The sequence below is a fragment of the Amphritea sp. genome, assembly GCF_048266285.1.
Taxonomy (GTDB): Bacteria; Pseudomonadota; Gammaproteobacteria; order Pseudomonadales; family Balneatricaceae; genus Amphritea.
The window spans coordinates 1-23,977 of sequence record NZ_JBLWZV010000005.1; the positions used below are offsets into that span (position 1 = coordinate 1).

Annotated in this window: 26 protein-coding genes; 1 reads left to right on the plus strand and 25 read right to left on the minus strand. The window is 48.1% G+C overall.

The window, feature by feature from the left end; all coding sequences use genetic code 11:
• Positions 1-655: 655 nt before the first annotated feature.
• The 17 genes from der to ACN0T0_RS08330 form a co-directional block, all read right to left on the minus strand.
• The gene (gene der / locus ACN0T0_RS08250) at positions 656-2,071 is read right to left on the minus strand and encodes a ribosome biogenesis GTPase Der (protein WP_417224997.1); all 1,416 of its coding nucleotides are present in this window, start codon (positions 2,069-2,071) and stop codon (positions 656-658) included.
• A 94-nt stretch (positions 2,072-2,165) separates the two neighbouring features.
• Complete coding sequence (bamB, locus tag ACN0T0_RS08255; RefSeq protein ID WP_417224999.1) at positions 2,166-3,317, minus strand: outer membrane protein assembly factor BamB; 1,152 nt, start codon at positions 3,315-3,317, stop codon at positions 2,166-2,168.
• Positions 3,318-3,320: 3 nt separating this feature from the next.
• Entirely contained in the window at positions 3,321-3,968 is a 648-nt protein-coding gene (locus ACN0T0_RS08260) for a YfgM family protein (RefSeq protein ID WP_417225292.1), read from the minus strand.
• Between the two features lie 43 nt (positions 3,969-4,011).
• Entirely contained in the window at positions 4,012-5,250 is a 1,239-nt protein-coding gene (gene hisS, locus ACN0T0_RS08265) for a histidine--tRNA ligase (protein ID WP_417225294.1), read from the minus strand.
• A gap of 53 nt (positions 5,251-5,303) precedes the next feature.
• Positions 5,304-6,266, minus strand: a complete 963-nt coding sequence (locus tag ACN0T0_RS08270) for a RodZ domain-containing protein (protein ID WP_417225001.1) — start codon at positions 6,264-6,266, stop codon at positions 5,304-5,306.
• Positions 6,263-7,024 carry a type IV pilus biogenesis/stability protein PilW gene (gene pilW / locus ACN0T0_RS08275; RefSeq protein WP_417225003.1) on the minus strand — a complete coding sequence of 254 codons (762 nt, stop codon included), beginning with the start codon at positions 7,022-7,024 and terminating at the stop codon, positions 6,263-6,265. Before pilW ends, ACN0T0_RS08270 begins: the two co-directional genes overlap by 4 nt.
• 41 nt (positions 7,025-7,065) lie before the next feature.
• Entirely contained in the window at positions 7,066-8,199 is a 1,134-nt protein-coding gene (gene rlmN / locus ACN0T0_RS08280; RefSeq protein ID WP_215953608.1) for a 23S rRNA (adenine(2503)-C(2))-methyltransferase RlmN, read from the minus strand.
• 57 nt (positions 8,200-8,256) lie between these two features.
• Positions 8,257-8,664: a nucleoside-diphosphate kinase gene (ndk, locus tag ACN0T0_RS08285; protein ID WP_417225005.1), complete on the minus strand. Its 408-nt coding sequence runs from the start codon at positions 8,662-8,664 to the stop codon at positions 8,257-8,259.
• A 166-nt stretch (positions 8,665-8,830) separates the two neighbouring features.
• Complete coding sequence (iscX, locus tag ACN0T0_RS08290; RefSeq protein WP_417225007.1) at positions 8,831-9,025, minus strand: Fe-S cluster assembly protein IscX; 195 nt, start codon at positions 9,023-9,025, stop codon at positions 8,831-8,833.
• A gap of 32 nt (positions 9,026-9,057) precedes the next feature.
• Positions 9,058-9,396, minus strand: coding sequence for an ISC system 2Fe-2S type ferredoxin (fdx, locus tag ACN0T0_RS08295; RefSeq protein ID WP_417225009.1), 339 nt, complete (start codon positions 9,394-9,396; stop codon positions 9,058-9,060).
• Positions 9,396-11,270, minus strand: a complete 1,875-nt coding sequence (gene hscA / locus ACN0T0_RS08300) for a Fe-S protein assembly chaperone HscA (protein ID WP_417225011.1) — start codon at positions 11,268-11,270, stop codon at positions 9,396-9,398. Before hscA ends, fdx begins: the two co-directional genes overlap by 1 nt.
• A 6-nt stretch (positions 11,271-11,276) precedes the next feature.
• Positions 11,277-11,816 carry a Fe-S protein assembly co-chaperone HscB gene (gene hscB / locus ACN0T0_RS08305; RefSeq protein ID WP_215953613.1) on the minus strand — a complete coding sequence of 180 codons (540 nt, stop codon included), beginning with the start codon at positions 11,814-11,816 and terminating at the stop codon, positions 11,277-11,279.
• A 55-nt stretch (positions 11,817-11,871) separates the two neighbouring features.
• Positions 11,872-12,195, minus strand: a complete 324-nt coding sequence (gene iscA, locus ACN0T0_RS08310; RefSeq protein WP_215953614.1) for an iron-sulfur cluster assembly protein IscA — start codon at positions 12,193-12,195, stop codon at positions 11,872-11,874.
• 36 nt (positions 12,196-12,231) lie between these two features.
• Positions 12,232-12,618 (minus strand): Fe-S cluster assembly scaffold IscU, encoded by a 387-nt coding sequence (iscU, locus tag ACN0T0_RS08315; protein ID WP_126157641.1) that lies wholly within the window; start codon positions 12,616-12,618, stop codon positions 12,232-12,234.
• A 35-nt stretch (positions 12,619-12,653) separates the two neighbouring features.
• Entirely contained in the window at positions 12,654-13,868 is a 1,215-nt protein-coding gene (locus tag ACN0T0_RS08320) for an IscS subfamily cysteine desulfurase (RefSeq protein WP_417225013.1), read from the minus strand.
• Between the two features lie 33 nt (positions 13,869-13,901).
• The gene (iscR, locus tag ACN0T0_RS08325) at positions 13,902-14,387 is read right to left on the minus strand and encodes a Fe-S cluster assembly transcriptional regulator IscR (RefSeq protein ID WP_417225015.1); all 486 of its coding nucleotides are present in this window, start codon (positions 14,385-14,387) and stop codon (positions 13,902-13,904) included.
• Positions 14,388-14,537: 150 nt separating this feature from the next.
• Positions 14,538-15,272 (minus strand): RNA methyltransferase, encoded by a 735-nt coding sequence (locus ACN0T0_RS08330; protein ID WP_417225017.1) that lies wholly within the window; start codon positions 15,270-15,272, stop codon positions 14,538-14,540.
• Between the two features lie 129 nt (positions 15,273-15,401).
• Between ACN0T0_RS08330 and ACN0T0_RS08335 the strand changes: the two genes are divergently transcribed.
• The gene (locus ACN0T0_RS08335; protein ID WP_417225019.1) at positions 15,402-16,214 is read left to right on the plus strand and encodes an inositol monophosphatase family protein; all 813 of its coding nucleotides are present in this window, start codon (positions 15,402-15,404) and stop codon (positions 16,212-16,214) included.
• Positions 16,215-16,354: 140 nt separating this feature from the next.
• Here ACN0T0_RS08335 and ACN0T0_RS08340 read toward each other — a convergent pair whose 3' ends face one another.
• The 8 genes from ACN0T0_RS08340 to miaA all read right to left on the minus strand — a co-directional run bounded on the left by ACN0T0_RS08340 (position 16,355) and on the right by miaA (position 23,932).
• On the minus strand, positions 16,355-17,650 hold the full coding sequence (locus ACN0T0_RS08340) for an adenylosuccinate synthase (protein WP_417225021.1): 1,296 nt from the start codon (positions 17,648-17,650) through the stop codon (positions 16,355-16,357).
• Between the two features lie 34 nt (positions 17,651-17,684).
• Positions 17,685-18,869, minus strand: coding sequence for an ATP phosphoribosyltransferase regulatory subunit (locus ACN0T0_RS08345; protein ID WP_417225023.1), 1,185 nt, complete (start codon positions 18,867-18,869; stop codon positions 17,685-17,687).
• A 23-nt stretch (positions 18,870-18,892) separates the two neighbouring features.
• Positions 18,893-19,090 (minus strand): DUF2065 domain-containing protein, encoded by a 198-nt coding sequence (locus ACN0T0_RS08350; protein ID WP_417225025.1) that lies wholly within the window; start codon positions 19,088-19,090, stop codon positions 18,893-18,895.
• A 137-nt stretch (positions 19,091-19,227) separates the two neighbouring features.
• Positions 19,228-20,100, minus strand: a complete 873-nt coding sequence (hflC, locus tag ACN0T0_RS08355) for a protease modulator HflC (protein ID WP_417225027.1) — start codon at positions 20,098-20,100, stop codon at positions 19,228-19,230.
• On the minus strand, positions 20,100-21,287 hold the full coding sequence (hflK, locus tag ACN0T0_RS08360; protein ID WP_417225029.1) for an FtsH protease activity modulator HflK: 1,188 nt from the start codon (positions 21,285-21,287) through the stop codon (positions 20,100-20,102). Before hflK ends, hflC begins: the two co-directional genes overlap by 1 nt.
• Positions 21,288-21,343: 56 nt before the next feature.
• A complete protein-coding gene (gene hflX / locus ACN0T0_RS08365) occupies positions 21,344-22,663 on the minus strand; it encodes a ribosome rescue GTPase HflX (protein WP_417225031.1) in 1,320 nt (439 codons plus the stop codon).
• A gap of 8 nt (positions 22,664-22,671) precedes the next feature.
• A complete protein-coding gene (hfq, locus tag ACN0T0_RS08370; protein WP_091361235.1) occupies positions 22,672-22,908 on the minus strand; it encodes an RNA chaperone Hfq in 237 nt (78 codons plus the stop codon).
• A 118-nt stretch (positions 22,909-23,026) separates the two neighbouring features.
• Positions 23,027-23,932 carry a tRNA (adenosine(37)-N6)-dimethylallyltransferase MiaA gene (gene miaA / locus ACN0T0_RS08375; RefSeq protein ID WP_417225296.1) on the minus strand — a complete coding sequence of 302 codons (906 nt, stop codon included), beginning with the start codon at positions 23,930-23,932 and terminating at the stop codon, positions 23,027-23,029.
• Between the last annotated feature and the right edge of the window lie 45 nt (positions 23,933-23,977).

The window sequence follows — 23,977 nt, forward strand, 5'->3', positions numbered from 1 at the left end:
ACGAATTATCTGATCTATCTGTTAAAGAGCGTTGCTTGAAAATGCAGACTGAATTCTTCAGCCACTTTGCGAAAGCTGTTCGCTTTCGCCGTCTCAAGCGAGGTGCGTATTCTACTCAACACCCTGATGAAGTCAACCATTTTGTTTAAGAATTTTTAACAAATCCTCAAACGAAGTCGGCGACTTCCTGTTCAACTTTCCGCTGTTAAAAGCTTGCGTTAAACGCCGTGCTTTCAATGGGTTAATCGAACAGCTCAACCTGTTTCAGTGACCGTTTCCGGTGGCTGTCTCAAGCGAGGAGGCGCATTCTACACCGCACAGCCAATGAGTCAACAGGACCAGCACGAAAAAGTTAAGATTTTGTGAAAAAGGTCGGATTTTTAGCGGCAGCCTCCTGTTTATATAGATAGACCCTGCTAGAGAGCTAGATCATGCAATTCAACGAGACAACAGTCTAAAGCTATCGCCTTTGGAAGAGGCTTCCACAAGAATATACAAACCCCTTGGCCCATATTGTTAAATTTCAGCCTTTTTAACTCATCGCCCCTAGAAGAAGTTCCTACATGAACGCAAAAACCGCCTGACGGCGGTTTTTGTGGTTTGTACTTAGTAACGACTAATCTATATTTTCTATTCAAGTGCTATATGGCTGGCCTTATTTCTTTCTGCCTTTCTTTTTCTGCTTGTCGTTATGCAACTTCTGGCGTAGCTTTTTCATCACTTGCCGCTTACTTAGTTCGTTTTTCTTATCCTTAAAGGGATTGTCGCTACTCTTAAACTCAAACCGTAGCGGTGTGCCTTTAATACCAAGCACTTTGGTAAATTTATTTTCCAGATAGCGCTTATAAGAGCCCGGCAATGAGCTTGTTTGATTACCATGAATAACGATAATCGGTGGATTAGACCCACCTTGGTGCGCATAACGCAACTTAATCCGATTACCATTCACCATCGGCGGCTGGTGATCAGCAACAATATCTTCCAATAATCGTGTTAGTTTATTGGTCGCCCACTTTGTCATAGCAAAGCCATAGGCTTCATCGACTGACACAAATAGGTTACCCACGCCACTGCCGTGTAATGCCGAGATAAAATGCATCCGCGCAAAAGAAACAAACTCAAGACGACGACGCAGCTGTTCACGCACTTCCTCTTTTTCTTCCCCGGTCATGCCATCCCATTTATTAATAGCAATCACCAAAGAACGCCCGGCATCAAGCACATACCCAAGCAGATGCAGATCTTGATCAGATACACCTTCTCGCGCATCAATCACCAAAACAACGACATTGGCATCATTGATCGCACGCAGCGTCTTAATAATAGAAAACTTTTCCACTGCTTCAGTCACATTCTTACGTCGACGAATACCAGCAGTATCAATCAAGGTATAGGGCTCGCCGTCTCGCTCAAAAGGAATATACACGCTATCCCGTGTGGTTCCCGCCTGATCGAAAACAACCACCCGGTCTTCACCTAAGATACGGTTGACCAGCGTTGACTTGCCCACGTTAGGCCGACCAATAATCGCTATTTTCTTCTGTCGCTGACGCTCTTCTTCCTCTGCGGACTCATCACGCAACGGAATTTCAGACAGCACATACTCAACCAATTGAGTCACACCACGACCATGCGATGCGGCAATAGGTAAAGGTTCTGACAAACCTAAACCATAAAAGTCAGACATCGCCACATCAGGATCAAGACCATCGGTCTTATTAACAATGAGGTAGCTTTCTTTTTCCGATCGACGCAAATGATCTGCAATCATTTCATCAGCAGGATTAAGGCCGGCACGACCGTCCACCAAAAACAAAACAATGTCAGCTTCTTCAATCGCTAGCAATGACTGTTCAGCCATCTTATAGTCGATACCGTCTTCGTCCCCGGAAATACCGCCGGTATCAACCACAATATAATCCCGATCACCCAGACGGCCTTCACCATACTTCCGGTCACGAGTCAGACCGGAATAGTCAGCGACAAGAGCGTCGCGACTTTTTGTCAGTCTGTTAAACAGTGTCGACTTACCTACATTTGGTCGGCCGACGAGTGCAATTACCGGAAGCATATTTTTATTACCAATGTTTAAAAAACGTATTCATCTAAAACAAAATAGCGGCTATCTGACTTAACAGATAACCGCCGAATCAAAAACGCTATGACTAGTTTAACTGCAACGCCACCAAGCGCCCACCGTTACCCAATACATACAGCACATCATCTACAACAACCATATCGCCACGCAAACCATCAGAGTCAGCCCGATAGCGAGCAACGAAGTGTCCATCAACCTGAGACATAAAGTGCACATAGCCCTCATAATCACCGACTACAACCGTAGTACCTAGTACCGCTGGTGAGGTCGTCTGACGATTTTCAAGTGCCGCCTGGCGCCATACACTCGCACTGCTACGCTGATCAAAAGCTTCGATAAAACCATTCGCCTGACTCACATAGATATTACCAAAGCCCGCTGCCAGACTCTGATAGCTGGATGCCGTTTGTGACCAGAGAATTTGCGCATCGGATGCACTGACCGCAACTAGCTTACCCTGATAACTAACAATATAGATCACCCCGTCAATATAGAGAGGCCGTGAATCAATATCGATAAGCCGCTCAAGTTCCGTTTTGCCCTCAGGCACCGTGACTCGGCGTTCCCATAATTCCACACCGGAATCATTGCGAACAGCAACCATTTTACCATTAGCAAAACCCGCGATAGTAACGTTGGCCGCTACGATAGGCGCACTCGTACCGCGCAAGGTCAGACGAGGAATCTGGCTATCATAGGTCCAGAGCCGTTCCCCGGTACTGATGTTCATCGCAACCAGCTTGCCATTTTGTAGCTGTGCGACCGCCATATCCGTATTCATCTGCACAGGACTGAGGGTTTCACTACTCATCTGCTGACGCCACATTTCTGTACCATCATCAGCGCTCAGCATCACCACTTCACCGCTTTCTGTCGCAACAGCAACATGATTAGGCCCAACACCAACGCCACCAACAATCGGCGCTTCTAGCTCTGTACTCCAAAGCGAATGGCCATCCTTGCGATCAAATGCAAATACACTGCCTTCGATATCGGTGGCATAAACAACATCGCCATTAATCGCCAAGCTCAGTTTGTTAAATTTCTCACCCAAGCCGGCCCCTACAGATTTACTCCACAGGACATCAACCTTTTTCTCAGCCTCAAAATCAACCAGTTCAGCAGGCTCAATCTCTACCTCACCACCCCACCAACCGCACGCTGAGATTGTCAAAGTACAGGTGGCCAGCAATAACACACGACACAATTGTTGTTTCATCAGTTAGCTTCCTTTTACGGCCAGACTGTCTAACTTCAGATTAAGAAGTGGGCGCGTACCCTGAGGGGCATCAGCGACAGCGGCTTGATATGCGTTACGCGCTTTATCAAGGTTACCTAGTTGGCGATAGAGATCACCTTTCAATTCAGCAATGCTGACACTAAAACTTGGTGTTTTAAGGCCTTCCAATAGCGCAACTGCCTGCTCTACATCGCCCATAGCCGCCATCACACGCGCTTTACGCATCGAGGCGACAGTTTTCATAACATCATCAGGAGCCTGAGCCAGCACCCAATCAAGCTCACTCAATGCGGCGGAATAATCACCGCTGCCAACATAAAGACGGGCACTAAACAAAGCCCCAAATCGAGCGTAAGCCGTATCACCAAATTCCTCTTTGAGAGATTTAGCCAGATGCGTCGCCGTTGTACGCTGATCTTCAGTTGCTTGCGGCGCGCTAGCTAACGCCACCGCTTGCACCAGATTCTGATAGACCACTGCTGCGTTTTCAGCCGTCACCTGCTGGTTGTTCTGCCAACCTTTCCAGCCAAATACGACAGCTAGGGTCAAAGCGATACCGAGTAACAGTGATTTACCGTTCTCTTTCCACCAATTCTTTAATGCTTCAACCTGTTCTTCTTCGGTGCGCATATCTGACACAGCTTGCTCCTAATCGCCTTTCTCAATTTAATTATTATGCCTGTTGCTGTTGTTGCAGCAAGCCGCTCAGGTTGTTGACCTGAACATCATAGGTTGGTTCAGAGTTATACCACAGGTTTGCCATCAAGGACGCGTTTTCTTCACGCACCAGCACCACCCAAGGAGCCCCCGTCTGACGCGCTTTGCTGCTGATATTTTTCAAGCCTGCACAGTGCACTCTAATTCGCATACCAGGGACATCATTTCTTAATTGCTCAGCTAACACCATCAATGAGGTCTGCAAGCCTTTATGCTCAGCCGCCAAATAAAGATCAAATGGTTGCTTAACATCATCAGGAATAACATTTAGCGTTTCTAGCAACAGAATCAGGCGTTCAACGCCCATAGCAAAACCAACAGCCGGTGTCGGACGACCGCCCAACTGTTTAACCAGGCCGTCATAACGCCCACCAGCACAGACTGTTCCTTGAGCACCCAACTTATCGGTAACCCATTCAAAAACCGTTTTGCAGTAGTAATCAAGGCCACGAACTAGGCGGGGGTTCAGCTCATAAGCAATACCCGCTTGGTCGAGCATGTTACATAGTTCAGAAAAATGTTCTCGGGACTCATCATCGATATAGTCAACGAGCGAAGGCGCATCATTCAACAACGCCTGCGTGTTAGCATCTTTACTATCCAGAATCCGTAATGGATTACTGCTTAGGCGGCGCTGACTATCTTCATCCAGTTGATCTTTCCGTGCTGACAAATAGGCAACTAGGGCTTCTTTATATTCAGCCCGGGCGACATTGCTTCCCAGTGAATTAAGCTGCAACGTGACAGCATCAGCAATGCCCAGCGCTTTCCAGAGACGCGCACTCAGCATAATCACTTCAGCGTCAATATCTGCATTGGCCATACCAAAGGTTTCAATACCGATTTGATGAAACTGGCGATAACGGCCTTTTTGAGGTTTTTCATAGCGGAACATCGGCCCCTGATACCAGAGCCGCTGAGCTTGATTGAATAACAGGCCATGCTCTTCGCCCGCGCGTACACAGCTCGCCGTACCCTCAGGCCGCAACGTGAGGCTTTCGCCATTACGGTCTTCAAAGGTATACATCTCTTTCTCAACAATATCGGTTACTTCACCGATAGAGCGCTTAAAGAGGTCCGTCTGTTCAACAATCGGCATACGGATCTCTGTATATCCATAAGTACCGAGCACTGATTTGACTGTCGATTCAAGAAACTGCCACACCGGTGTCTGGTCTGGCAGGATGTCATTCATTCCACGTATGGCGTTAATCTTGGCCAATGTTCATTACCTAATCTGTTAAAACTTTATTCACTTTGTGGCAGCGTCAACCGCACCACACCTGAACGACTATCACGATTAAACTCTATTGGCGAGCCATTAAGAAACACATTATCGACCGCTTCAACACGCCCCAACAGCAGTTTGAGCGGTGCTTCCCCAGAAACACTTAACTCGCTACCCGCTGGCTTAACCCGCATTTCAAGTACTTTACCGGTGTGGTCTTCAACACTCACCCAGCATTCATCGTTAAACGTAATACGCAGCGATACATCACCCGTATCAACCGGCTGTGATGCAGTTTCTGCCTGCACTTCGGCCTCATCAGACGCTACCGCAGGAGTATCAGCCGCCTCAGCCTCGGTGGCTTCACTCTCAGAGGTAAGTTCTGTTATCGCACCGTCTTCAGAGTCTTGGCTGACTAAATTAATTTCTGGCTGCACAAGAGTCTGCAGTTCATCCCGGTGAGAAATACCTGACGGAACAATCAGAGTGCTGCCATCGACCGATTCAACCTCCACCGACTCCGTTGCTGGAGAGAACGATACCGCTAAATCGGTACCCTGCTGTATTTTCCACCACCAAACGGTGGCCGCAACAATCGCTAGCACAAATACCCAAGCCGACCATTTAATCACTGGATCACCCAGTTTGGCGGTCGACTGTACTCCGGGACTTATACGAAACTGCGGCGCATTACCGGCACTCGCGCGGCCGTATAAGTTATCAAACAGCGCCAAGTAGCGATTAACATCCAACTTCAGCAGTTTGGTATAGGATTGTACATAGCCCCGCGCAAACACCATGCTAGGCAGCTCATCGAACGCCCCGCGTTCAAGTGAATCAATATATTTTTCTGACAGTCTTAGTTCCCGGGCAACATCATTTTTCGTTAGCCCTTGCTGCTCTCTTGCGGCAGCAAACTCAGCTGCCGGAAAGGCCTTACCATGCTCTTCAGTTTCGTGACTCAGTAACTGCTCATTACTCACGGAGTAGACTCCTTATACTGCCGATACTCTTCTGAATCCGGATACATGTTTTTCAGGATCAGACCATAGGTCGCAGCATCAATGCCACTATTCTTCAGCCGGGATATTTGTACCCCTAGCCATAGACTCTGAGCACTATGCTGAACCCGTTTATCGTTCACCATCGTGCTAAACTGATCGAACAAACTAACAGCCTCGTCGACACTACCCTTCTTAATCATCACATCTGCTAATTGCAGTATGGCTAGCGGACGGTTGGGTGTCAGTGTGAGACTACGTTTAAAGGCATGTTCAGCGGCATCTAAGCGATCAATCAATAGATAACATCGACCAAGGTTCTCAAATGCCTGACTACGCTGATTATAAAAAGGATCTTCCGTCGCACGAGCAAGCTCTTTACAGGCTTGCGGATAGCGCTTAAGACTAAACAAAAAAGCACCATAATTATTGTGCATCATGGCGCTGTCAGGCTCGACATCAATCGCTTTCTTAAAGTAACTTTCAGCCAACTGCGTGTCTTCTTCTAACTGAAACACCATGGCCAAGCCGTTATATGCTTGAGCGGAATCCGGATCGATTACCACGGAGCGCTGAAATGCCAACTTGGCATTAGGCGTGTCACCTCTACGCAGATATTGCATCCCCAAAGAGTTATAAGCTTGAACCGCTTGAGGAATACCCTGCTCTGTCGTCGTGACATCCTGTCCCGCGCAACCAGTAATCAATAGACTAATCAGTAATATCAGATAACCTTTCAATCTTATTCACTCCTGGCGAGATTTATATCACCTTTAGTTGATTAACGAGGTGGTTCCTGCTGCACCCCACTGGCATCTTTTAGCGGTATATATTTTTCACTACGTCGGGTACGGTCCATAACCTGTCCAACCAACTGTCCACATGCCGCATCGACATCATCACCTCGGGTTCTTCGCACCGTGGTAATAACACCCGCTTTGACCAACACCATCTTAAACGCTTGGATCGCATCTTCAGACGGACGACGATAGTCTGAATTAGGGAACGGATTAAATGGTATTAGGTTTAGCTTGCAGGGTAAACGTTTTAACAACTTAACTAGCTGCTTCGCTTGACTTGGATGGTCATTAATACCTGCAATCAAGGTATATTCAACTGTTATAACACGCTTATCTTTCAAACTCGCCATATAACGGTTACAGGCATCAACCAATTCGGCAATCGGGTAACGCTTATTGATCGGTACAAGTTGATCACGCAACTCATCGGTAGGCGCATGCAACGAGATCGCCAAGGATACATCAGTCACCTGACTGAGCTTATCAATTTGCGGTACAACACCGGCGGTGCTTAACGTAACACGCCGCTTCGACAACCCATAAGCATTATCGTCCATCATCAGATGAATACCATCGACCACATTGTCGAAGTTCATCAATGGCTCGCCCATTCCCATGAACACTACATTGGTCACCCGGCGGTCACCGGAGGGATCAAAAGGCCCAAATGAGCGGATCGCAACCCTGACCTGACCAATAATTTCGGCGGCACTGAGGTTGCGGTTAAACCCCTGCTTACCCGTCGAACAGAAGCTGCAGTCTAACGAGCAGCCAATCTGTGATGAGATACACAGAGTCGCACGGCCATTATCGGGGATCAGCACCATCTCAACAGCGGAACCGCCATCTAGCTGAATGACCCATTTACGGGTGCCATCTTTAGAAATATTCTGCACCAGTATATCAGGCTCACGAATTTCGGAGACTTCGCTCAGTTTCTGCCTCAATGACTTACTGATGTTAGTCATTTCATCAAAGCTGCTGGCACCAAATTGATGAATCCATTTCAGCACCTGGGTCGACCGAAAAGGCTTTTCGCCGATACTCACAAAAAACTCTTCCAATTTTTTAGGAGAGTATCCGAGCAGGTTAATTTTACGGGTGGATTCAGTCATATTGACCTCAACGTTCATGAAATGACGGGCCGCCGAATAGCGGCCCGCAGGGACAACTTACTTAGCAAAGAAGTAAGCGATCTCGCGTTCTGCAGAAGCAGGTGAATCAGAACCGTGTACTGCATTCGCATCAATAGACTCAGCGAAGTCACGACGGATAGTTCCTTCAGCCGCTTCTTGTGGGTTAGTCGCACCCATCAGCTCACGGTTTAACGCAATTGCGTTTTCGCCTTCAAGTACCTGAACAACAACAGGACCAGAAGTCATGAATTCAACCAGATCAGCAAAGAAAGGACGTTCTTTGTGCTCTGCATAGAAACCTTCAGCTTCTTCACGAGTCAGTTGCTTAAGCTGCATTTCAACGATTTTCAGACCGTTAGACTCGAAACGAGAAACGATTTTACCAATAACGTTTTTTGCAACGGCATCAGGCTTAATGATAGAAAAAGTACGTTCGATAGCCATGTGCTATTAATCCTTTGTATAAAAGTTCAGGGCAGTTGGCGGCCAGCAGACCAAAGTCGCAGGGATGCCAGAAAAATGAAACGCGCAATTATACGCTAACCGATGCTAACTGAACAGCATCAGTGCCCACGAAAAAGCCCGCTAATGCGGGCTATTTAAATATCATCTACTGACGCTCTTCAATCCAGGCCATCTGAATCCCTTCCAGTACTTTCTCACCGCACCGATCAGGGTCATCGTCAAAACCCTCCAACGCCATCACCCACTCATACAGATCAGGAAAACTCACCGTCAGCGGGTCTGTATCGGGATACGTCTCATCAAGGTCAATTGCGATATCGTAAACATCTACCCACTTCATAACTATCTCCGATCACGCCTATAACTTAATAATCAGTGCCGTTCAGACACTTGGTTAATGGTATACCTAGGAATTTCAACCACCAGATCATCATCGCCAACCAAAGCCTGACAACTCAAACGAGATTCCGGCTCAAGCCCCCATGCTTTATCCAGCATATCGTCTTCGAGCTCGTCTGACTCTTCTAGGGTATTAAACCCTTCACGTACAATGACGTGACAAGTGGTACAAGCACAGGATTTTTCACAAGCGTGCTCAATCTCGATACCTTCGCGCAACGCAGCATCACAAATTGACTCGCCTACTTCGGCCTCAATCACCTTACCCTCAGGGCAAAGTTCATCGTGGGGCAGAAAAATAATTTGCGGCATCAGGAATTCCCCTCAATCTCGTCAATACTATGCCCTTTAAGAGCGTTTTTAATGCTTTGATCCATCCGTCGCGCAGCAAAAAAATCACTGGCCTGAGATAGCACCTTGACGCCCTGCTCAATCAAGCCCGCATCAGAGCCGTCACGTAACGTCTGTAAAAGTCCCATCTGCTCACGCAAATGCGCCACTTCTTCAGCCGTCAATAACGCATTGCCGTCAGTTTGCATCGCCTGCTCAAGCGACGACAGTAGTCGATCCGCTTCAACCTGCTGTTCACGCAGGTTGCGCAACACCATATCCTCTTCAGCGAAGCTATAAGAGGCCTTCAGCATATCAGCAATCTCGTTATCATCCAGCCCATAGGAGGGCTTCACCTGAATTTCACTTTCAACCCCGGTGGATAACTCTTTAGCCGACACCCCCAGAAGACCATCAGCATCAACTTGAAATGTTACCCGAATCTTCGCCGCGCCGGCCGCCATTGGCGGAATACCACGGAGCACAAATTGAGCCAGCGAGCGACAATCAGATACCAGTTCTCGCTCACCTTGCACCACATGAATCATCATCGCCGTTTGGCCGTCTTGATAGGTGGTAAACTCCTGCGCCCGGGCCACCGGAATCGAAGTGTTGCGGTGGATAACTTTTTCCGCCAAGCCCCCCATGGTTTCCAGACCCAGCGACAATGGCAACACATCCAGCAGCAACATTTCGCTATCAGGCTTATTACCCGCTAAGACATCCGCTTGAATGGCGGCACCAACCGCCACGACACGATCGGGATCGATATCAATGCGGGGAGCACGCTGGAAAAACTGCTCGACCCGAGTACGCACTACCGGAACCCGCGTACTACCACCGACCATGACCACATCTTGAACTTCATCAAGCTCGACACCTGCATCCCTTAAGGATCGGCGACAAGCCCGGATAGTCTTATTGATCAGCGGTTCAACGAGACTATCAAATAACGCCCGAGAGACCTCTAGGCTGACTTTCTGACCCGCATGATCCAAATCAACATTAACCGTTGCATGTTCGGTCAACTGTTCTTTAACCCAACGGGCTTTCTCGGTGAGGTAACGTGACTCACCGGCAACCACTTCTTTGCCGCCCAACTGTTCGAGAAACCACTGCGCTAAGGAGAGATCAAAATCATCACCACCCAAAGCGCTATCGCCACCGGTCGCCAGCACCTCAAACACACCTTTATTAAGGCGCAAAATAGAGATATCGAAGGTACCGCCACCGAGATCATAAACAGCAATAACCCCCTCAGCCGCTTGATCTAAACCATAGGCAACCGCAGCCGCCGTTGGCTCATTGAGCAAGCGTAGCACTTTAATGCCCGCCAACTGTGCCGCATCTTTGGTTGCCTGACGCTGTGCATCATCAAAATAGGCCGGCACGGTAATAACCGCTCCCTCAAGCTCGCCTTCTAAGGTTGCGCGTGCCCGGGCCTTCAAAGTCTTTAAAATTTCCGCAGAGATCTCAACAGGGCTTTTATCCCCGGCGACCGTCTGCAAATACGGCATCCCCCCCTCGCGCTCGCTGAAACGGTAAACCGCTTCGCCCTGCAAGCCTTTCAGATCCGTAATACCACGACCCATTAGTCGTTTTACTGACACAATCGTATTGAAAGGATCGACCGAGGCTTTTGCCAATGCCGCTTGGCCAACCACCACGCCCTGTTCCGTATAACGGACAACAGAGGGCAATAAGTGACTGCCGCCCTCATCAGATAATGTTGTTGATTCGCCACTGCGAACAGCCGCAACCAGTGAATTAGTCGTACCTAAATCAATGCCCACCGCCAGCTTACGCTTGTGAGGCTCAGGACTTTGTCCCGGTTCTGCAATCTGCAATAACGCCATATTTATTTATTCGTCGAAAAGTTGATCTTCCAAAACTTCAATCTCACGGCCCAGCTTATCAATAAACTGCATCTTTCTGACACAGACGGCTGCGGCTTCATGGGCTGAAGGCGTCGATTGTTGATAGTAACTATCAAACTGTTCACGCAGTGACTTCATCTCCTGCTCTACCGTCTGCCGGAGCCGCTCAATATCAGCGTCCGGATCCGATGCACTGGCGATATCCTCTAGCGACTCGCGCAACTCCATCTGCTGCATAAGAAACATGGGATCAAGCTGTACCTGAGATTCAGAGAAGGTATCAATCCCTTCTAATTTCAACAGATACTGAGCGCGCGACAAAGGATTTTTAAGCGTCGCGACCGCTTCATTGAGGTATGCCGTATATTGAACAGAAAGCCTACGCTCTCTGTCGGACAGGTGAGAGAAACGATCCGGGTGCAGCGTCTTTTGCAACTCCCGGCTTCGTTCAGATAAAGCTTGCAGATCCAGCTGATACGTCACCGGCAGAGCTAAAAATTCGAAATAGTTCTGGGTAATATCCATCATATAACCAGCAGGTGAAAAAGAGTGGTTGTCAGCGACTTAAACCAATGATGCATCAAATATTAAAGCTTTCGCCACAACCACACTCATTTTTGACGTTAGGGTTATTAAACTTAAACCCTTCGTTAAGACCCTCTTTAACAAAGTCTAACTCGGTTCCGTCAAGATAGAGAAGACTCTTAGGATCAATTACAACTTTAACACCGTCCGATTCAAACACCTGATCTTCTTCCTGAATATCATCAACAAACTCCAGCACATAAGCCATGCCAGAGCAGCCCGACGTGCGCACCCCAAGACGAATACCAAACCCGTGGCCACGCCCTTTCAGATATTTGCCAATATGATCAGACGCAGCCGGTGTCATTGAAATTGCCATGAATCCGTTTACTCCATTGAGCCTAAGGCTCCGTTATTACTTCTTCGCCTGCTTCTCTTTATAGTCAGCAACAGCCGCTTTAATCGCATCCTCTGCCAAAACAGAGCAGTGAATTTTAACCGGCGGCAACGCCAACTCTTCTGCGATTGTCGTATTTTTAAGTTCCTGGGCTTGATCCAAAGTCATGCCTTTCACCCACTCGGTAACGAGTGAGCTAGAAGCGATCGCTGAACCACAACCGTAGGTCTTAAATTTTGCATCTTCGATAACGCCGTCGTCACTGACTTTAATCTGCAGGCGCATCACGTCACCACAAGCAGGTGCACCCACCATACCAGTACCGATGTTATCGTCTTGATCATTCATTTTGCCGACATTACGAGGATTCTCGTAATGATCGATAACCTGTTCACTATAAGCCATAACGACCTCCTAAAGCAGTATCCACCTAGTTAAGACTAGTGATGGACCCATTCAACTTTGCTTAAATCCACACCGTCTTTATACATATCCCACAAAGGCGATAATTCACGGAGCTTACCTACGGCTGTACGAATTTCAACGACAGCCCGATCAATATCTTCTTCTGTCGTAAAACGACCAATTGAGAAACGAATAGAACTATGCGCCATCTCATCATTTAACCCTAACGCTCGCAGCACATATGAGGGCTCCAAGCTAGCAGAAGTACAGGCAGATCCAGACGAAACCGCAAGATCTTTAAGCGACATCAATAATGACTCACCCTCAACAAAGTTGAAGCTAACGTTCATATTACCAATGTAACGCTGATCACGAGAACCATTCAGGTAGATCTCTTCCATATCAGAAAGACCATCCCAGAAACGCCTCTTCAGAGCACCAATACGTTCGATCTCTTCATGCATCTCAGCCTTTGCAATCGCAGCAGCTTCACCCATACCAACAATCTGATGAGTCGCCAGCGTACCGGAACGCATACCACGCTCATGACCACCACCATGCATCTGCGCTTCCAGACGTACACGAGGCTTACGACGAACATAAAGTGCGCCCATGCCTTTTGGACCGTACATTTTATGGGCAGAAAGAGAGATCAGGTCGACTTTCATCGCCACAACATCGATATCAACTTTGCCGGCACTCTGGGCCGCATCAACATGTAACAATACACCGTTAGCTCGGGTAATTTCACCGATAGCCGCGATGTCGTTGATCACGCCGATTTCATTATTAACATGCATAACAGATACTAAAATTGTATCGTCACGCAGCGCTGCAGCAATAGCTTCAGGCTGAATAATGCCTTCTTTATCTGGATCCAGATAAGTTACTTCAAAACCTTCACGCTCTAATTGGCGACAAGTATCAAGTACCGCCTTATGCTCAATCTTAGAGGTGATAATGTGCTTACCCTTCTTCTGATAGAAATGCGCAACACCTTTAATTGCTAGATTATCAGACTCGGTAGCACCGGAGGTCCAGACAATCTCGCGTGGATCGGCATTTAATAAATCAGCAACCTGACGACGCGCCGTTTCAACTGCTTCTTCAGCTTTCCAGCCGTAAGCATGCGAACGAGATGCCGGATTACCAAAATTACCGTCCATCGTTAGACACTCAATCATCTTCTCTGCAACCCGGGGATCTACAGGTGTAGTAGCGGAATAATCAAAGTAGATTGGTAATTTCATTGTCTATGCTTCTCCAAAAACCTGAACCGTCTCTCAGGCCGTTACTTTTGCGGAAATAAGTGAATCTTCAAATGAAGATAAGTGCTCTCGATCCTGCCGCTTAGCGACGGTGCGAACATCTTTTCTTTCCATCAGGTCAGCCAGCGTTATCTGGCTTAAAAAATCATGAATCTGGCTACTTAAGTCGCACCACAAATGGTGTGTCAGACAGATACTGCCGTCCTGACAACTACCCGTATGCCCACAACCTGTTGCATCGACTGACTCATTCACCGCGTCAATTACCTGAGCAACATTAATACCCTGCTGCTCACGATTGAGCTGATAGCCACCACCGGGGCCGCGCACACTGCGGACCAGTTCATTACGGCGTAACTTAGCAAATAATTGTTCAAGGTATGACAGGGAAATGCCCTGCCGCTCTGATATATCGGCCAGACTTACAGGCCCATTGCCGGCATGAATTGCCAGGTCGAGCATTGCTGTCACCGCATAGCGGCCTTTTGTCGTTAATCGCATTTGCAATCTCTCCGTCATTCTTGATGCTTCAACGAAGCTGATTACATTATGCAATAACCAACCATTTTGGTCAACTATTAAACCCAGTAAAACAGTCAACTATTAGGCAGAGCGATAACCGACAAAAAAGCCAGCTTACAAACCAAGAGCTTAGCGCCGACACCCCTTCTGAATAGCCGTTAACATACCACGTAAAATATTGACTTCTATTTTATCAGGCACTGCCCGCAATAGCAGCCGCTGCAATCGAGGCATCAGATTACGTGGTTTTTCTGGATCGAGAAAATCAATATCCGTTAACGCTTGTTCAAAATGATCGAACAGCATTTCAAGCTCACGCCCTTCAGCAAGATCAACATCCCACTCCGTACCCCAGCGCGGCTTGGCATCGCTTACATCAACTTCTTTAGCCATGCGCATCTCATAGGTAATCACCTGCACGGCAGCGGCAAGATTTAACGAGCTAAACTGTTCATTAACGGGAATATGCACATGCTGATGACAACGCTGCAACTCCTCATTAGTCAAGCCACGATCTTCCCGGCCAAACACAATAGCAACACGGGTTGTCACCGGTAGCGGCGAAACAATTGCCGCTAGTTCTCGCGGATTCACCAGCGGCCAAGGAATAGTACGACTACGCGCACTGGTACCCACAACTAAATGACAATCAGCCAGCGCATCATCAAGACTCTCCACTACAGAAGCATTCTTGAGAATATCATCAGCACCCGCGGCCCGAGCATCAGCATCCCGATGAGGAAACAACCTCGGCTCAATCAGGCAAAGATCGGACAACCCCATATTTTTCATCGCCCGGGCCACACCACCGATATTGCCAGGATGGGTCGTGTTAACCAGCACGATTCGGATATTTTCCAGCATCTTTAACCCGCCATTACAAAAAAGGCCCATATTTTAGCAGATATTTTGCAACTATTAATCATGGACTGTTCTTTATGTGGCAACTGTTTTGTATAATGCGCGTTTTGGTTCCCTTACTGGTATTTACAGATGCAACCGATGGTTAATATCGCCCTGCGCGGAGCGCGCGTCGCAGGTGAACAAATCTCCCGTTCAATTGAACGACTCGATTTGATCAAATCAGAACAATCAAGTGTTATCGAATATATCGAAGACACCTGCAAGCAAGCTGAACGCACTATCGTTAATACGATCCATAAGGCGTACCCCGATCATCAGATCAACTGTGAATATACCGGCACACATAAACCTGAAGATCGGGTTTGTGATGTTATATGGTCAGTTAATCCGATTGACAGCATTTCCAACTTTTCCAACGCGCTGCCAGTCTTTGCCCTAAGCATTGCCTGCCATCAGCGAGGAAAACTAGAACACGCGATCATCCTCAATCCTATAACGAGTGAAGAGTTTACCGCTAGCCGTGGCCGAGGCGTTCAACTAAACGGCAAACGCCTGCGCGTCAGCAACCGCAAGCTGCTAGATAACGCGCTCATTGGCAGTGGTTTCTTTGGCCGCAGCAGCGACAAAGCCCAGCTCGATAGCTTCCAGCAGATTTTCAAGAATATATCACTGGAAAACGGCCGTATTCACAGCGGTGGCTCACCTGCACTGAATCTTGCCTATACAGCCGCGGGCCGACTGGATGGTTTCTTCCAAATTGGCTTAAAACAGTCAGAAATGGAAGCCGGCACACTCATGATCCAAGAAGCGGGTGGTTTACTATCCGACTTCACAGGCAACAATAACTACATGAGCTCTGGCAATCTAGTGGCAGGCAACCCTAAGATGCTGAAAGCATTATTACAGGTTATCCACCCCGCATTAAACGACGAACTTAAATGATCATTTAAGCTCTACCTAATGCTAAAAAGCCGAGCTTTGCTCGGTTTTTTTTATACCCAAAAATAGCAAACACTAGATACAAAAAATCCCAGCCGACGCTGGGATTTTTCTGCCTACTATCGGCCAACTATAAATAGCAATTAAGCATCGAACGGGTGACGCAGGACAATCGTTTCTAACCGATCAGGACCAGTTGAAATAATATCGATCGGCGCACCAGTCAACTCTTCAAGGCGCTTAATATAAGCAACCGCAGCCGCAGGCAACTCCTCGAGCGTCTTAGCCCCTAGAGTAGATTCCGTCCAGCCAGGCATTGTTTCATAAACCGGCTCAACCGCTTCATAATCTTCACTGCCACTGAGGGAATTAACCAGATTCCCCTGTGCATCTTTATAACCAACACAGATATCAATGGTTTCTAGACCATCAAGAACATCCAGTTTAGTCAAACAGATACCCGAAACAGAGTTGATACGAATCGCATGTTTCAGTGCAACCGCATCAAACCAACCACAACGACGCGCACGACCTGTAGTCGCACCAAACTCGTGACCGCGGGTAGCCAGACGCTCACCAATCTCGCAATCCAACTGAGTCGGGAACGGACCGGAACCAACACGCGTGGTATAAGCTTTAGTAATACCCAGCACATAATCCAGATACAACGGACCAAAACCACTACCCGTTGAGGTACCGCCTGCTGTTGTATTAGATGAGGTTACATAAGGGTAGGTACCATGATCGATATCCAGCAGCGACCCCTGCGCGCCCTCAAACATGATATTCTCACCACGTTCACGGTAATCATGCAGAATAGAGGTAACATCAGCTACCATTGGACGCATAATTTCAGCCATTTCCAGCGCTTCTTTCAGCACTTCATCATAGCTGACCGCATCTACTTTGTAGTAGTTCTGCAGTACAAAGTTATGGTATTCCAACACTTCTTTCAGCTTCACAGCAAAGCGTTTTGGATTCATCAAATCATCCAAACGCAAACCACGACGCGCAACTTTATCTTCATACGCCGGCCCGATACCACGACCCGTTGTACCAATTTTAGCTTCACCACGCGCTAGTTCACGCGCCTGATCAAGTGCAATATGGTACGGCAGAATCAGCGTACAGGCAGGGCTTAAACGCAGACGCTCACGTACCGGAACACCACGCCCTTCCAGTTCATTTATCTCGTTCAGCAGCGCTTCTGGAGAAAGCACAACACCGTTACCGATCATACACAGTACATTTTCACGCAGAATACCGGATGGAATCAGGTGAAGAACTGTTTTCTCACCATCAATTACCAGCGTATGACCCGCATTGTGACCACCCTGAAAGCGTGCCACGGCGGTTGCCTGATCTGTTAACAGGTCGACGATTTTACCTTTACCTTCGTCGCCCCACTGCGTTCCTAAAACAACTACGTTTTTGCCCATTGGTTGTCTCTAGCGATTAGTCAATCTTAATAATTTACAGGCTCTCGAGAACCCAAGTTCCATCCTGCAGCACCAACTGATGAGTGAACTGCTGCGCATCTTCCACAACAGTCTCATCCAGCAACTGAACAACACGCTCTCCCTGAGCTCTCAGTTGAGCCACAACATCCTGCACTGCAGAGTCTTCAACAGCCGGTACCCGTACCACTTTGCGTATAGGTTTATCCTGCGCCGCCGATAACCCCACAAGCGTTTTCAAATCAGCACTAAATCCGGTTGCCGGACGGGCACGACCAAAATCACGCCCGACCTCATCATAACGACCACCCTTCGCGACCGCTTGCCCAAATGCCGGAACATAAGCCGCAAACACCACACCGGTATGATAGTTATAACCTCGCAGCTCACTCAGATCGAAATAGAGATCCAGCTGCGGGTAACGTTGAGAAATCAGGTCTGCCAAAGCACCCAGATAATCCAACGCATCAATAATGGTTTGTTCGACACCCGCAAAACACGCGCGCGCCTTTTGCAGTACTTCACGCCCACCATGCAAAGTAGGCAACACTGCTAAATAGGTTTTAATTCGCTCATCTAACGCTGAATGCGCTAGGAATCGTGCGATTTCGGGTAGATCTTTACGCTGTAACAACTCGAAATATTCAGCTTCTTGATCAGCGCTCAAGGCAGCCTCACCCATCAAACCACGATAGATACCCACGTGGCCTAGATCGATGCTCAGCTCTTGATTCACCTGCATCGCATTCAAGGTTTCAACCATCAGCGAGATAATCTCGGCATCACTGGCTACACCGGAATGACCAAACAGTTCAGCACCCACCTGAAGAGGGTTACGAGACGCCAGCGGATTAGCGGGCAAGGTATGCAGTATGGTACTGCAATAGCAAAAACGAACCGGCCCCTGAAAACTCAGATGGTTCGCATCAATACGGGCTACCTGCTGGGTGATATCGGCACGAATACCCAACATCCGACCTGTCAGCTGATCCGTTACTTTAAACGTATTCAGTTCAAGATCTCTCCCAACCCCCACTAACAGTGAGTTCAGGTGTTCTATCAGCGGCGTCATGACCAACTCATAACCCCAGCTATCATAAAGATCCAACAAGCGACGACGTGCAGTCTCAACCTGCTGTGCCTGAGGCGGCAGCACCTCTTTGACGCCGTCTGGTAATAACCAGCGTTCTGCCAACGTCATGTAACTCTCCGAAATACAGTGGATCAGTTGAATATATAAAGCAAAATGACACCGGTCATCATGCTTATAAAACCTGTTATGCGCAGCCCCCGGTTACTCACCAGAGCCAATTGATGTACCAAATTGCGCCAACGTTGTGGATAGAGAAAAGGCATAATCCCTTCCATCACCAGCATCAGACAGAAACCTATCAGCAACGGGTGCCAGAGCTCAGAATGCATGGCCTACCTCAACACAACGGCACAGCCGTCACATAAAAAAACCGGGTCTCAACCCGGTTAATGAATTCTACCACGGAACAGGCGCTTTAGTGCAGCCTATTCCGCGGATTTTTTATACGACAAATGGCCTATTCCGCTCACTTACCGCTGGGGTTGCCTAGGTAGCGGAAAAATTCGCTATCCGGTTTTAACACCATAATATCGCCCTGCTGATTAAACGCTGCTTTATAAGCATTCAGACTACGATAGAAGGAGTAAAACTCAGCATCCTTGTTATAGGCATCAGCATAGATCTTAGCGGCCAAAGCATCACCTTCACCACGAACCTGCTGAGCATCACGATAGGCATTGGCTTCGATAACCGCTTTTTGACGGTCAGCATCAGCTTGAATACCTTCGGCCAGCTCTTTACCACGAGAACGCAGTTCACGAGCTTCCCGCTCACGCTCAGTACGCATCCGCTCATATACAGAGGCAGATACTTCTTGAGGCAGATCGATCTTCTTAACTCGAATATCGATCATTTCGATACCCAGTTCGTCTTTGGTTTGGACACTCAAAGAGTTAACCAACTCGACCATCAGCTCATCACGTTCACCAGACACAACCTCTGTCAGCGTACGTTCACCGAATTGGTTACGCAGCCCCGCATCAACGTTCGGGAACAGCAGTTCTGCTGCCTTATACTCATCACCCGATGTAGCGGTGTAGTATTTCTGCGGATCAACGATGCGCCACTTGATAAAAGAGTCAACGATCAGACGCTTTTTCTCAACCGTCAGGTAAGACTGAGCCTGTGCATCCAATGTCTGCACTCGGCCATCAAACTTACGTATCTTGTTGATCACCGGGATCATGATATGCAAACCAGGTTTAATATCCGGATTAACAATCTCACCAAACTTCAGCAATACCGCCCGATCAGTTTCTTTAATGATATACAGTGTGTTAAAGCCAACCACCACCAGCAAGAGTGCGATCACCAACCCTGTCATTGATTTACCCGACATTAGCGTGCCTCCCGTGTAGTCGTTTGCTGACGCTGACGCAATTGATCGATAACCTGATCAGTTACATCCTGTAATTCAGAACTGCTCAACCGACCACCTGATGTACCCGTGGAGGTCCGAGGACGATTCTCGACCAATTTATCCAGCGGCAGATACATCATATTATTGCCACCTTCAACATCGATCAGCACTTTAGAGTTCTTCGACAACACCTCCTCCATCGCATCAAGATAGAGACGTTCACGAGTAACTTCTGGTGCTTTTTGATACTCGGTCAACAAAGAAGAGAAACGCTGCGCATCACCTTTTGCCTGCGCCACAACGCGCTCACGATAACCGTTAGCCTCTTCCTTCATACGCTGAGCAATACCACGCGCTTCAGGAACGATACCGTTACGGTAAGATTCAGATTGGTTAATCGAACGCTGCTCATCCTCACGTGCCTTGATTACGTCATCAAACGCATCCTGCACCTGAGAAGGGGCTTTAGCTTCTTTAATATTGATCTGTGTAATCCGCAAACCGGTCTGATAAGCGTCCATGAAGTTCTGCAAACGCTGCTTCACTTCACTACCGAGCACTTCTCGACCCGCCGTCAGAATAGAGTTCATCTCAGATGAACCTACGGTATGACGAAGCGCCGACTCAGAAGCATTCTGCAAGCTGGCATTAGGATCACGAACCTTCAAGGCATAATTAACCGGATCCGAAATAACGTACTGAACCGTCATGCTAACATCAACGATGTTTTCATCTTCGGTCAGCATCAGCGAACGATGCTCGTAAGCACTGACACGAGTTACGTTAGTCGTGATCACCTGATCAATCATCGGCGGATTCCACTGCAGACCCGGCATTACAGTTTCCTGATATTTACCCAAGCGAAGTACCACACCTCGCTCCTGCTGATCGACGGTGTAGAAACCCATCGCAGCCCAGCCTACCAGCACCACCACAACCACAACGGCAAAAAAGCCCGCCGAGGAAGAAGATGAAGGGCCGGAACCCCCGGTACCTTTATTGCCGCCGCTCTTACCGAAAATGCCATTCAGCTTTTCTTGTAATTTTTGCAGCGCCTCATCAAGATCAGGCGGTCCCTGATCTTTTTTACCGCCACCACGACGATCACCGCCGTTGTTCCAGGGGTCCTGATTATTGCCGTTACCACCAGGCTCATTCCAAGCCATACTGTTCTCCGTTATAGAACTGTTTAAATCATTAAAAAAATTGTAAGCAGCATACGTTAACTATGCAACCACTCGGGTTTGTTGACATTAGCACCGAGGTATCGTTCCGGTGCAATGTTCATACGACTCAATAACTGCAGCAGATCTTTTTTCTGAATCCGAACTTCCAGATCGATCACGCCATGCTCGTCAACTACTTCACTTAGCACGGCACCCTGAGCATAAAGCTGGGCACGCAAGCCACCTTCCTCTGGCTGCAAACTCAACTGCTGATGGAAAATATCTTCAACCAGCAACTCGGTGATCGCCTGAAACAGCAACTCTATACCTTCGCCCGATACAGCAGACAACCATACACGTACCGGTTTACCTTCATCATTACGATCGATACGAGCTTCAGCCCTCTCGAGCATATCGATTTTGTTATAAACCTCAAGCGTTAGCACTTCATCAGCGCCGATCTCTTTCAACACTGAGTGCACTTCATGCATATGCGACTGTCGATCTTCATCGTAAGCATCAATCACATGCAGCAATAATTCTGCTTCGGTTGTTTCTTGCAGCGTAGCACGGAACGCTTCAACAAGCTTATGCGGAAGATGCCGAATAAAGCCTACCGTATCAGCTAAAATTGCCGGGCCGATATCGGCTAACTCAATCCGACGCAGTGTCGGATCAAGCGTGGCAAAGAGCTGATCCGCGGCATACACCTCGGCATCGGTAATACGGTTAAACAGGGTTGATTTACCCGCATTGGTATAACCGACCAAAGAGATCGTTGGCACTTCTGAGCGACTACGGGCACGACGCCCCTGCTCTCGTTGCTTACGCACCTTCTCTAACCGCTTGAGAATACTTTTAATTCTCGCTCGCAGTAATCGCCGATCGGTTTCCAGCTGCGTTTCACCCGGACCACGCAGACCGATACCACCTTTCTGTCGTTCAAGGTGGGTCCAGCCGCGCACCAGACGCGTTGACATATGCTCTAGCTGCGCCAACTCCACCTGAAGTTTACCTTCATGGGTACGGGCCCTCTGGGCAAAAATATCTAGAATCAACCCGGTACGGTCGAGCACTCGGCACTCAATCGCGCGTTCGATCTCACGTTCCTGACCGGGGCTGAGGCCGTGATTGAAAATCACTAATTCAGCTTCGTGCAGACGCACAAGATCTCTCAGCTCTTCTACCTTACCAGAGCCGATAAATGTTTTAGGGTTGGGGAGACTGCGAGATCCGGTTAAAAAAGCAACCGGATCTGCACCGGCAGATAAAGCGAGCTCTTCGAGCTCTTTAGGACTTTCGCGGTCCACCTCATCAGCCATATCGATATGAACAAGAATGGCGCATTCGCCAGACTCAGGGCGCTCAAAGAACAATGAAAACCTCAGTCAGTTGATTCATCACCCTGCGGTAGTTTTACCGGACGGGCTGGAACCACAGTAGAAATAGCGTGCTTGTAAACCATCTGGCTGACAGTATTCTTCAGCAGAATCACAAACTGATCAAAGGACTCAATCTGTCCTTGAAGTTTGATGCCATTTACAAGAAAAATTGAAACGGGTACCCGTTCTTTACGTAGTACGTTCAGATAAGGGTCTTGTAACGATTGCCCTTTTGACATTGGAAGCTCCTTCCTAAGAGTAAGTGGTGCACCGCTGCTGAAGCATAATTCATGCCCCGCGATACAATATGCTGTCACTAAAAAGCCGGACAGCCCAAAATTTATTTTCTGTACTGCATTATATAATGATCCCATCCAACAATTTCAAGGCATTATTCGTTAAATTAGGGTCTGCTGATTCAAAATAGTGCAGATTATCCCAACTACGCAGCCAGGTTATCTGTCGTTTGGCTAATTGTCGCGTAGCGATGACACCTTTTTCGATCATCGTGGGGTAATCCAACTGCCCCTCAAAGTACTCCCACATCTGTCGATAACCCACACATCGCACCGATGGTAACTGCGCATTCAGATCGCCTCGATCCCACAGCGCTCTGACTTCCGCTTCGAAGCCTTGCTCGAGCATCATATGAAAACGCTTTTCAATTCGTTCATGCAGCGTTTTACGCGCTTCGGGCATCACACAGATCTGCGTAACGTCATACGGCAACTGTTGCAATGTCTGTTCTTGCCATAACTCAGTCATCGTGCGCCCGGTCAGCTCAAACACCTCCAACGCTCGCTGCATACGTTGTGGATCGTTTGGATGAATGCGCTCAGCCGCCACCGGATCAATCTGTTGCAAACGCTGATGCAGATAACCCCAACCATGCACCTCCGCTTCAGCAATCAAACGATCACGGATAGATTGGTCAGCCTGAGGTAAGACCGCAAGCCCCTTCAGCAACGCCTGATAGTAGAGCATAGTTCCGCCCACCAGCAGTGGAATTCGACCGGCGGCACGAATCTCTGCCATTTCACGCAGTGCATCGGTTCTAAAATTGGCCGCTGAATAACTCTCTGCAGGATCTAGAATATCGACTAATCGGTGGGGATAACGGGATAAAAACTCAGCATCCGGCGTGGCCGTGCCAATATTCATTTCGCGATAGATCATCGCCGAATCCACACTGATAATATCGCAGGGCAATCGATCACATAAGGCCATCGCCAGATCGGTTTTACCGGAGGCTGTTGGCCCCATCAGAAAAATAGCCGGTGGTAACGGGGCACCGCTTGCATCAATGGG

What these genes read in the sequence shown, in the direction of transcription:
- der (WP_417224997.1), bottom strand. Translation starts at nt 2,071, where the DNA reads ATGCTTCCGGTAATTGCACTCGTCGGCCGACCAAATGTAGGTAAGTCG.
- bamB (WP_417224999.1), bottom strand. Translation starts at nt 3,317, where the DNA reads ATGAAACAACAATTGTGTCGTGTGTTATTGCTGGCCACCTGTACTTTG.
- ACN0T0_RS08260 (WP_417225292.1), bottom strand. Translation starts at nt 3,968, where the DNA reads ATGCGCACCGAAGAAGAACAGGTTGAAGCATTAAAGAATTGGTGGAAA.
- hisS (WP_417225294.1), bottom strand. Translation starts at nt 5,250, where the DNA reads ATGAATGACATCCTGCCAGACCAGACACCGGTGTGGCAGTTTCTTGAA.
- rlmN (WP_215953608.1), bottom strand. Translation starts at nt 8,199, where the DNA reads ATGACTGAATCCACCCGTAAAATTAACCTGCTCGGATACTCTCCTAAA.
- ndk (WP_417225005.1), bottom strand. Translation starts at nt 8,664, where the DNA reads ATGGCTATCGAACGTACTTTTTCTATCATTAAGCCTGATGCCGTTGCA.
- iscX (WP_417225007.1), bottom strand. Translation starts at nt 9,025, where the DNA reads ATGAAGTGGGTAGATGTTTACGATATCGCAATTGACCTTGATGAGACG.
- fdx (WP_417225009.1), bottom strand. Translation starts at nt 9,396, where the DNA reads ATGCCGCAAATTATTTTTCTGCCCCACGATGAACTTTGCCCTGAGGGT.
- hscA (WP_417225011.1), bottom strand. Translation starts at nt 11,270, where the DNA reads ATGGCGTTATTGCAGATTGCAGAACCGGGACAAAGTCCTGAGCCTCAC.
- hscB (WP_215953613.1), bottom strand. Translation starts at nt 11,816, where the DNA reads ATGGATATTACCCAGAACTATTTCGAATTTTTAGCTCTGCCGGTGACG.
- iscA (WP_215953614.1), bottom strand. Translation starts at nt 12,195, where the DNA reads ATGGCAATTTCAATGACACCGGCTGCGTCTGATCATATTGGCAAATAT.
- iscU (WP_126157641.1), bottom strand. Translation starts at nt 12,618, where the DNA reads ATGGCTTATAGTGAACAGGTTATCGATCATTACGAGAATCCTCGTAAT.
- ACN0T0_RS08320 (WP_417225013.1), bottom strand. Translation starts at nt 13,868, where the DNA reads ATGAAATTACCAATCTACTTTGATTATTCCGCTACTACACCTGTAGAT.
- iscR (WP_417225015.1), bottom strand. Translation starts at nt 14,387, where the DNA reads ATGCGATTAACGACAAAAGGCCGCTATGCGGTGACAGCAATGCTCGAC.
- ACN0T0_RS08330 (WP_417225017.1), bottom strand. Translation starts at nt 15,272, where the DNA reads ATGCTGGAAAATATCCGAATCGTGCTGGTTAACACGACCCATCCTGGC.
- ACN0T0_RS08335 (WP_417225019.1), top strand. Translation starts at nt 15,402, where the DNA reads ATGCAACCGATGGTTAATATCGCCCTGCGCGGAGCGCGCGTCGCAGGT.
- ACN0T0_RS08340 (WP_417225021.1), bottom strand. Translation starts at nt 17,650, where the DNA reads ATGGGCAAAAACGTAGTTGTTTTAGGAACGCAGTGGGGCGACGAAGGT.
- ACN0T0_RS08345 (WP_417225023.1), bottom strand. Translation starts at nt 18,869, where the DNA reads ATGACGTTGGCAGAACGCTGGTTATTACCAGACGGCGTCAAAGAGGTG.
- ACN0T0_RS08350 (WP_417225025.1), bottom strand. Translation starts at nt 19,090, where the DNA reads ATGCATTCTGAGCTCTGGCACCCGTTGCTGATAGGTTTCTGTCTGATG.
- hflC (WP_417225027.1), bottom strand. Translation starts at nt 20,100, where the DNA reads ATGTCGGGTAAATCAATGACAGGGTTGGTGATCGCACTCTTGCTGGTG.
- hflK (WP_417225029.1), bottom strand. Translation starts at nt 21,287, where the DNA reads ATGGCTTGGAATGAGCCTGGTGGTAACGGCAATAATCAGGACCCCTGG.
- hfq (WP_091361235.1), bottom strand. Translation starts at nt 22,908, where the DNA reads ATGTCAAAAGGGCAATCGTTACAAGACCCTTATCTGAACGTACTACGT.
- miaA (WP_417225296.1), bottom strand. Translation starts at nt 23,932, where the DNA reads ATGGGGCCAACAGCCTCCGGTAAAACCGATCTGGCGATGGCCTTATGT.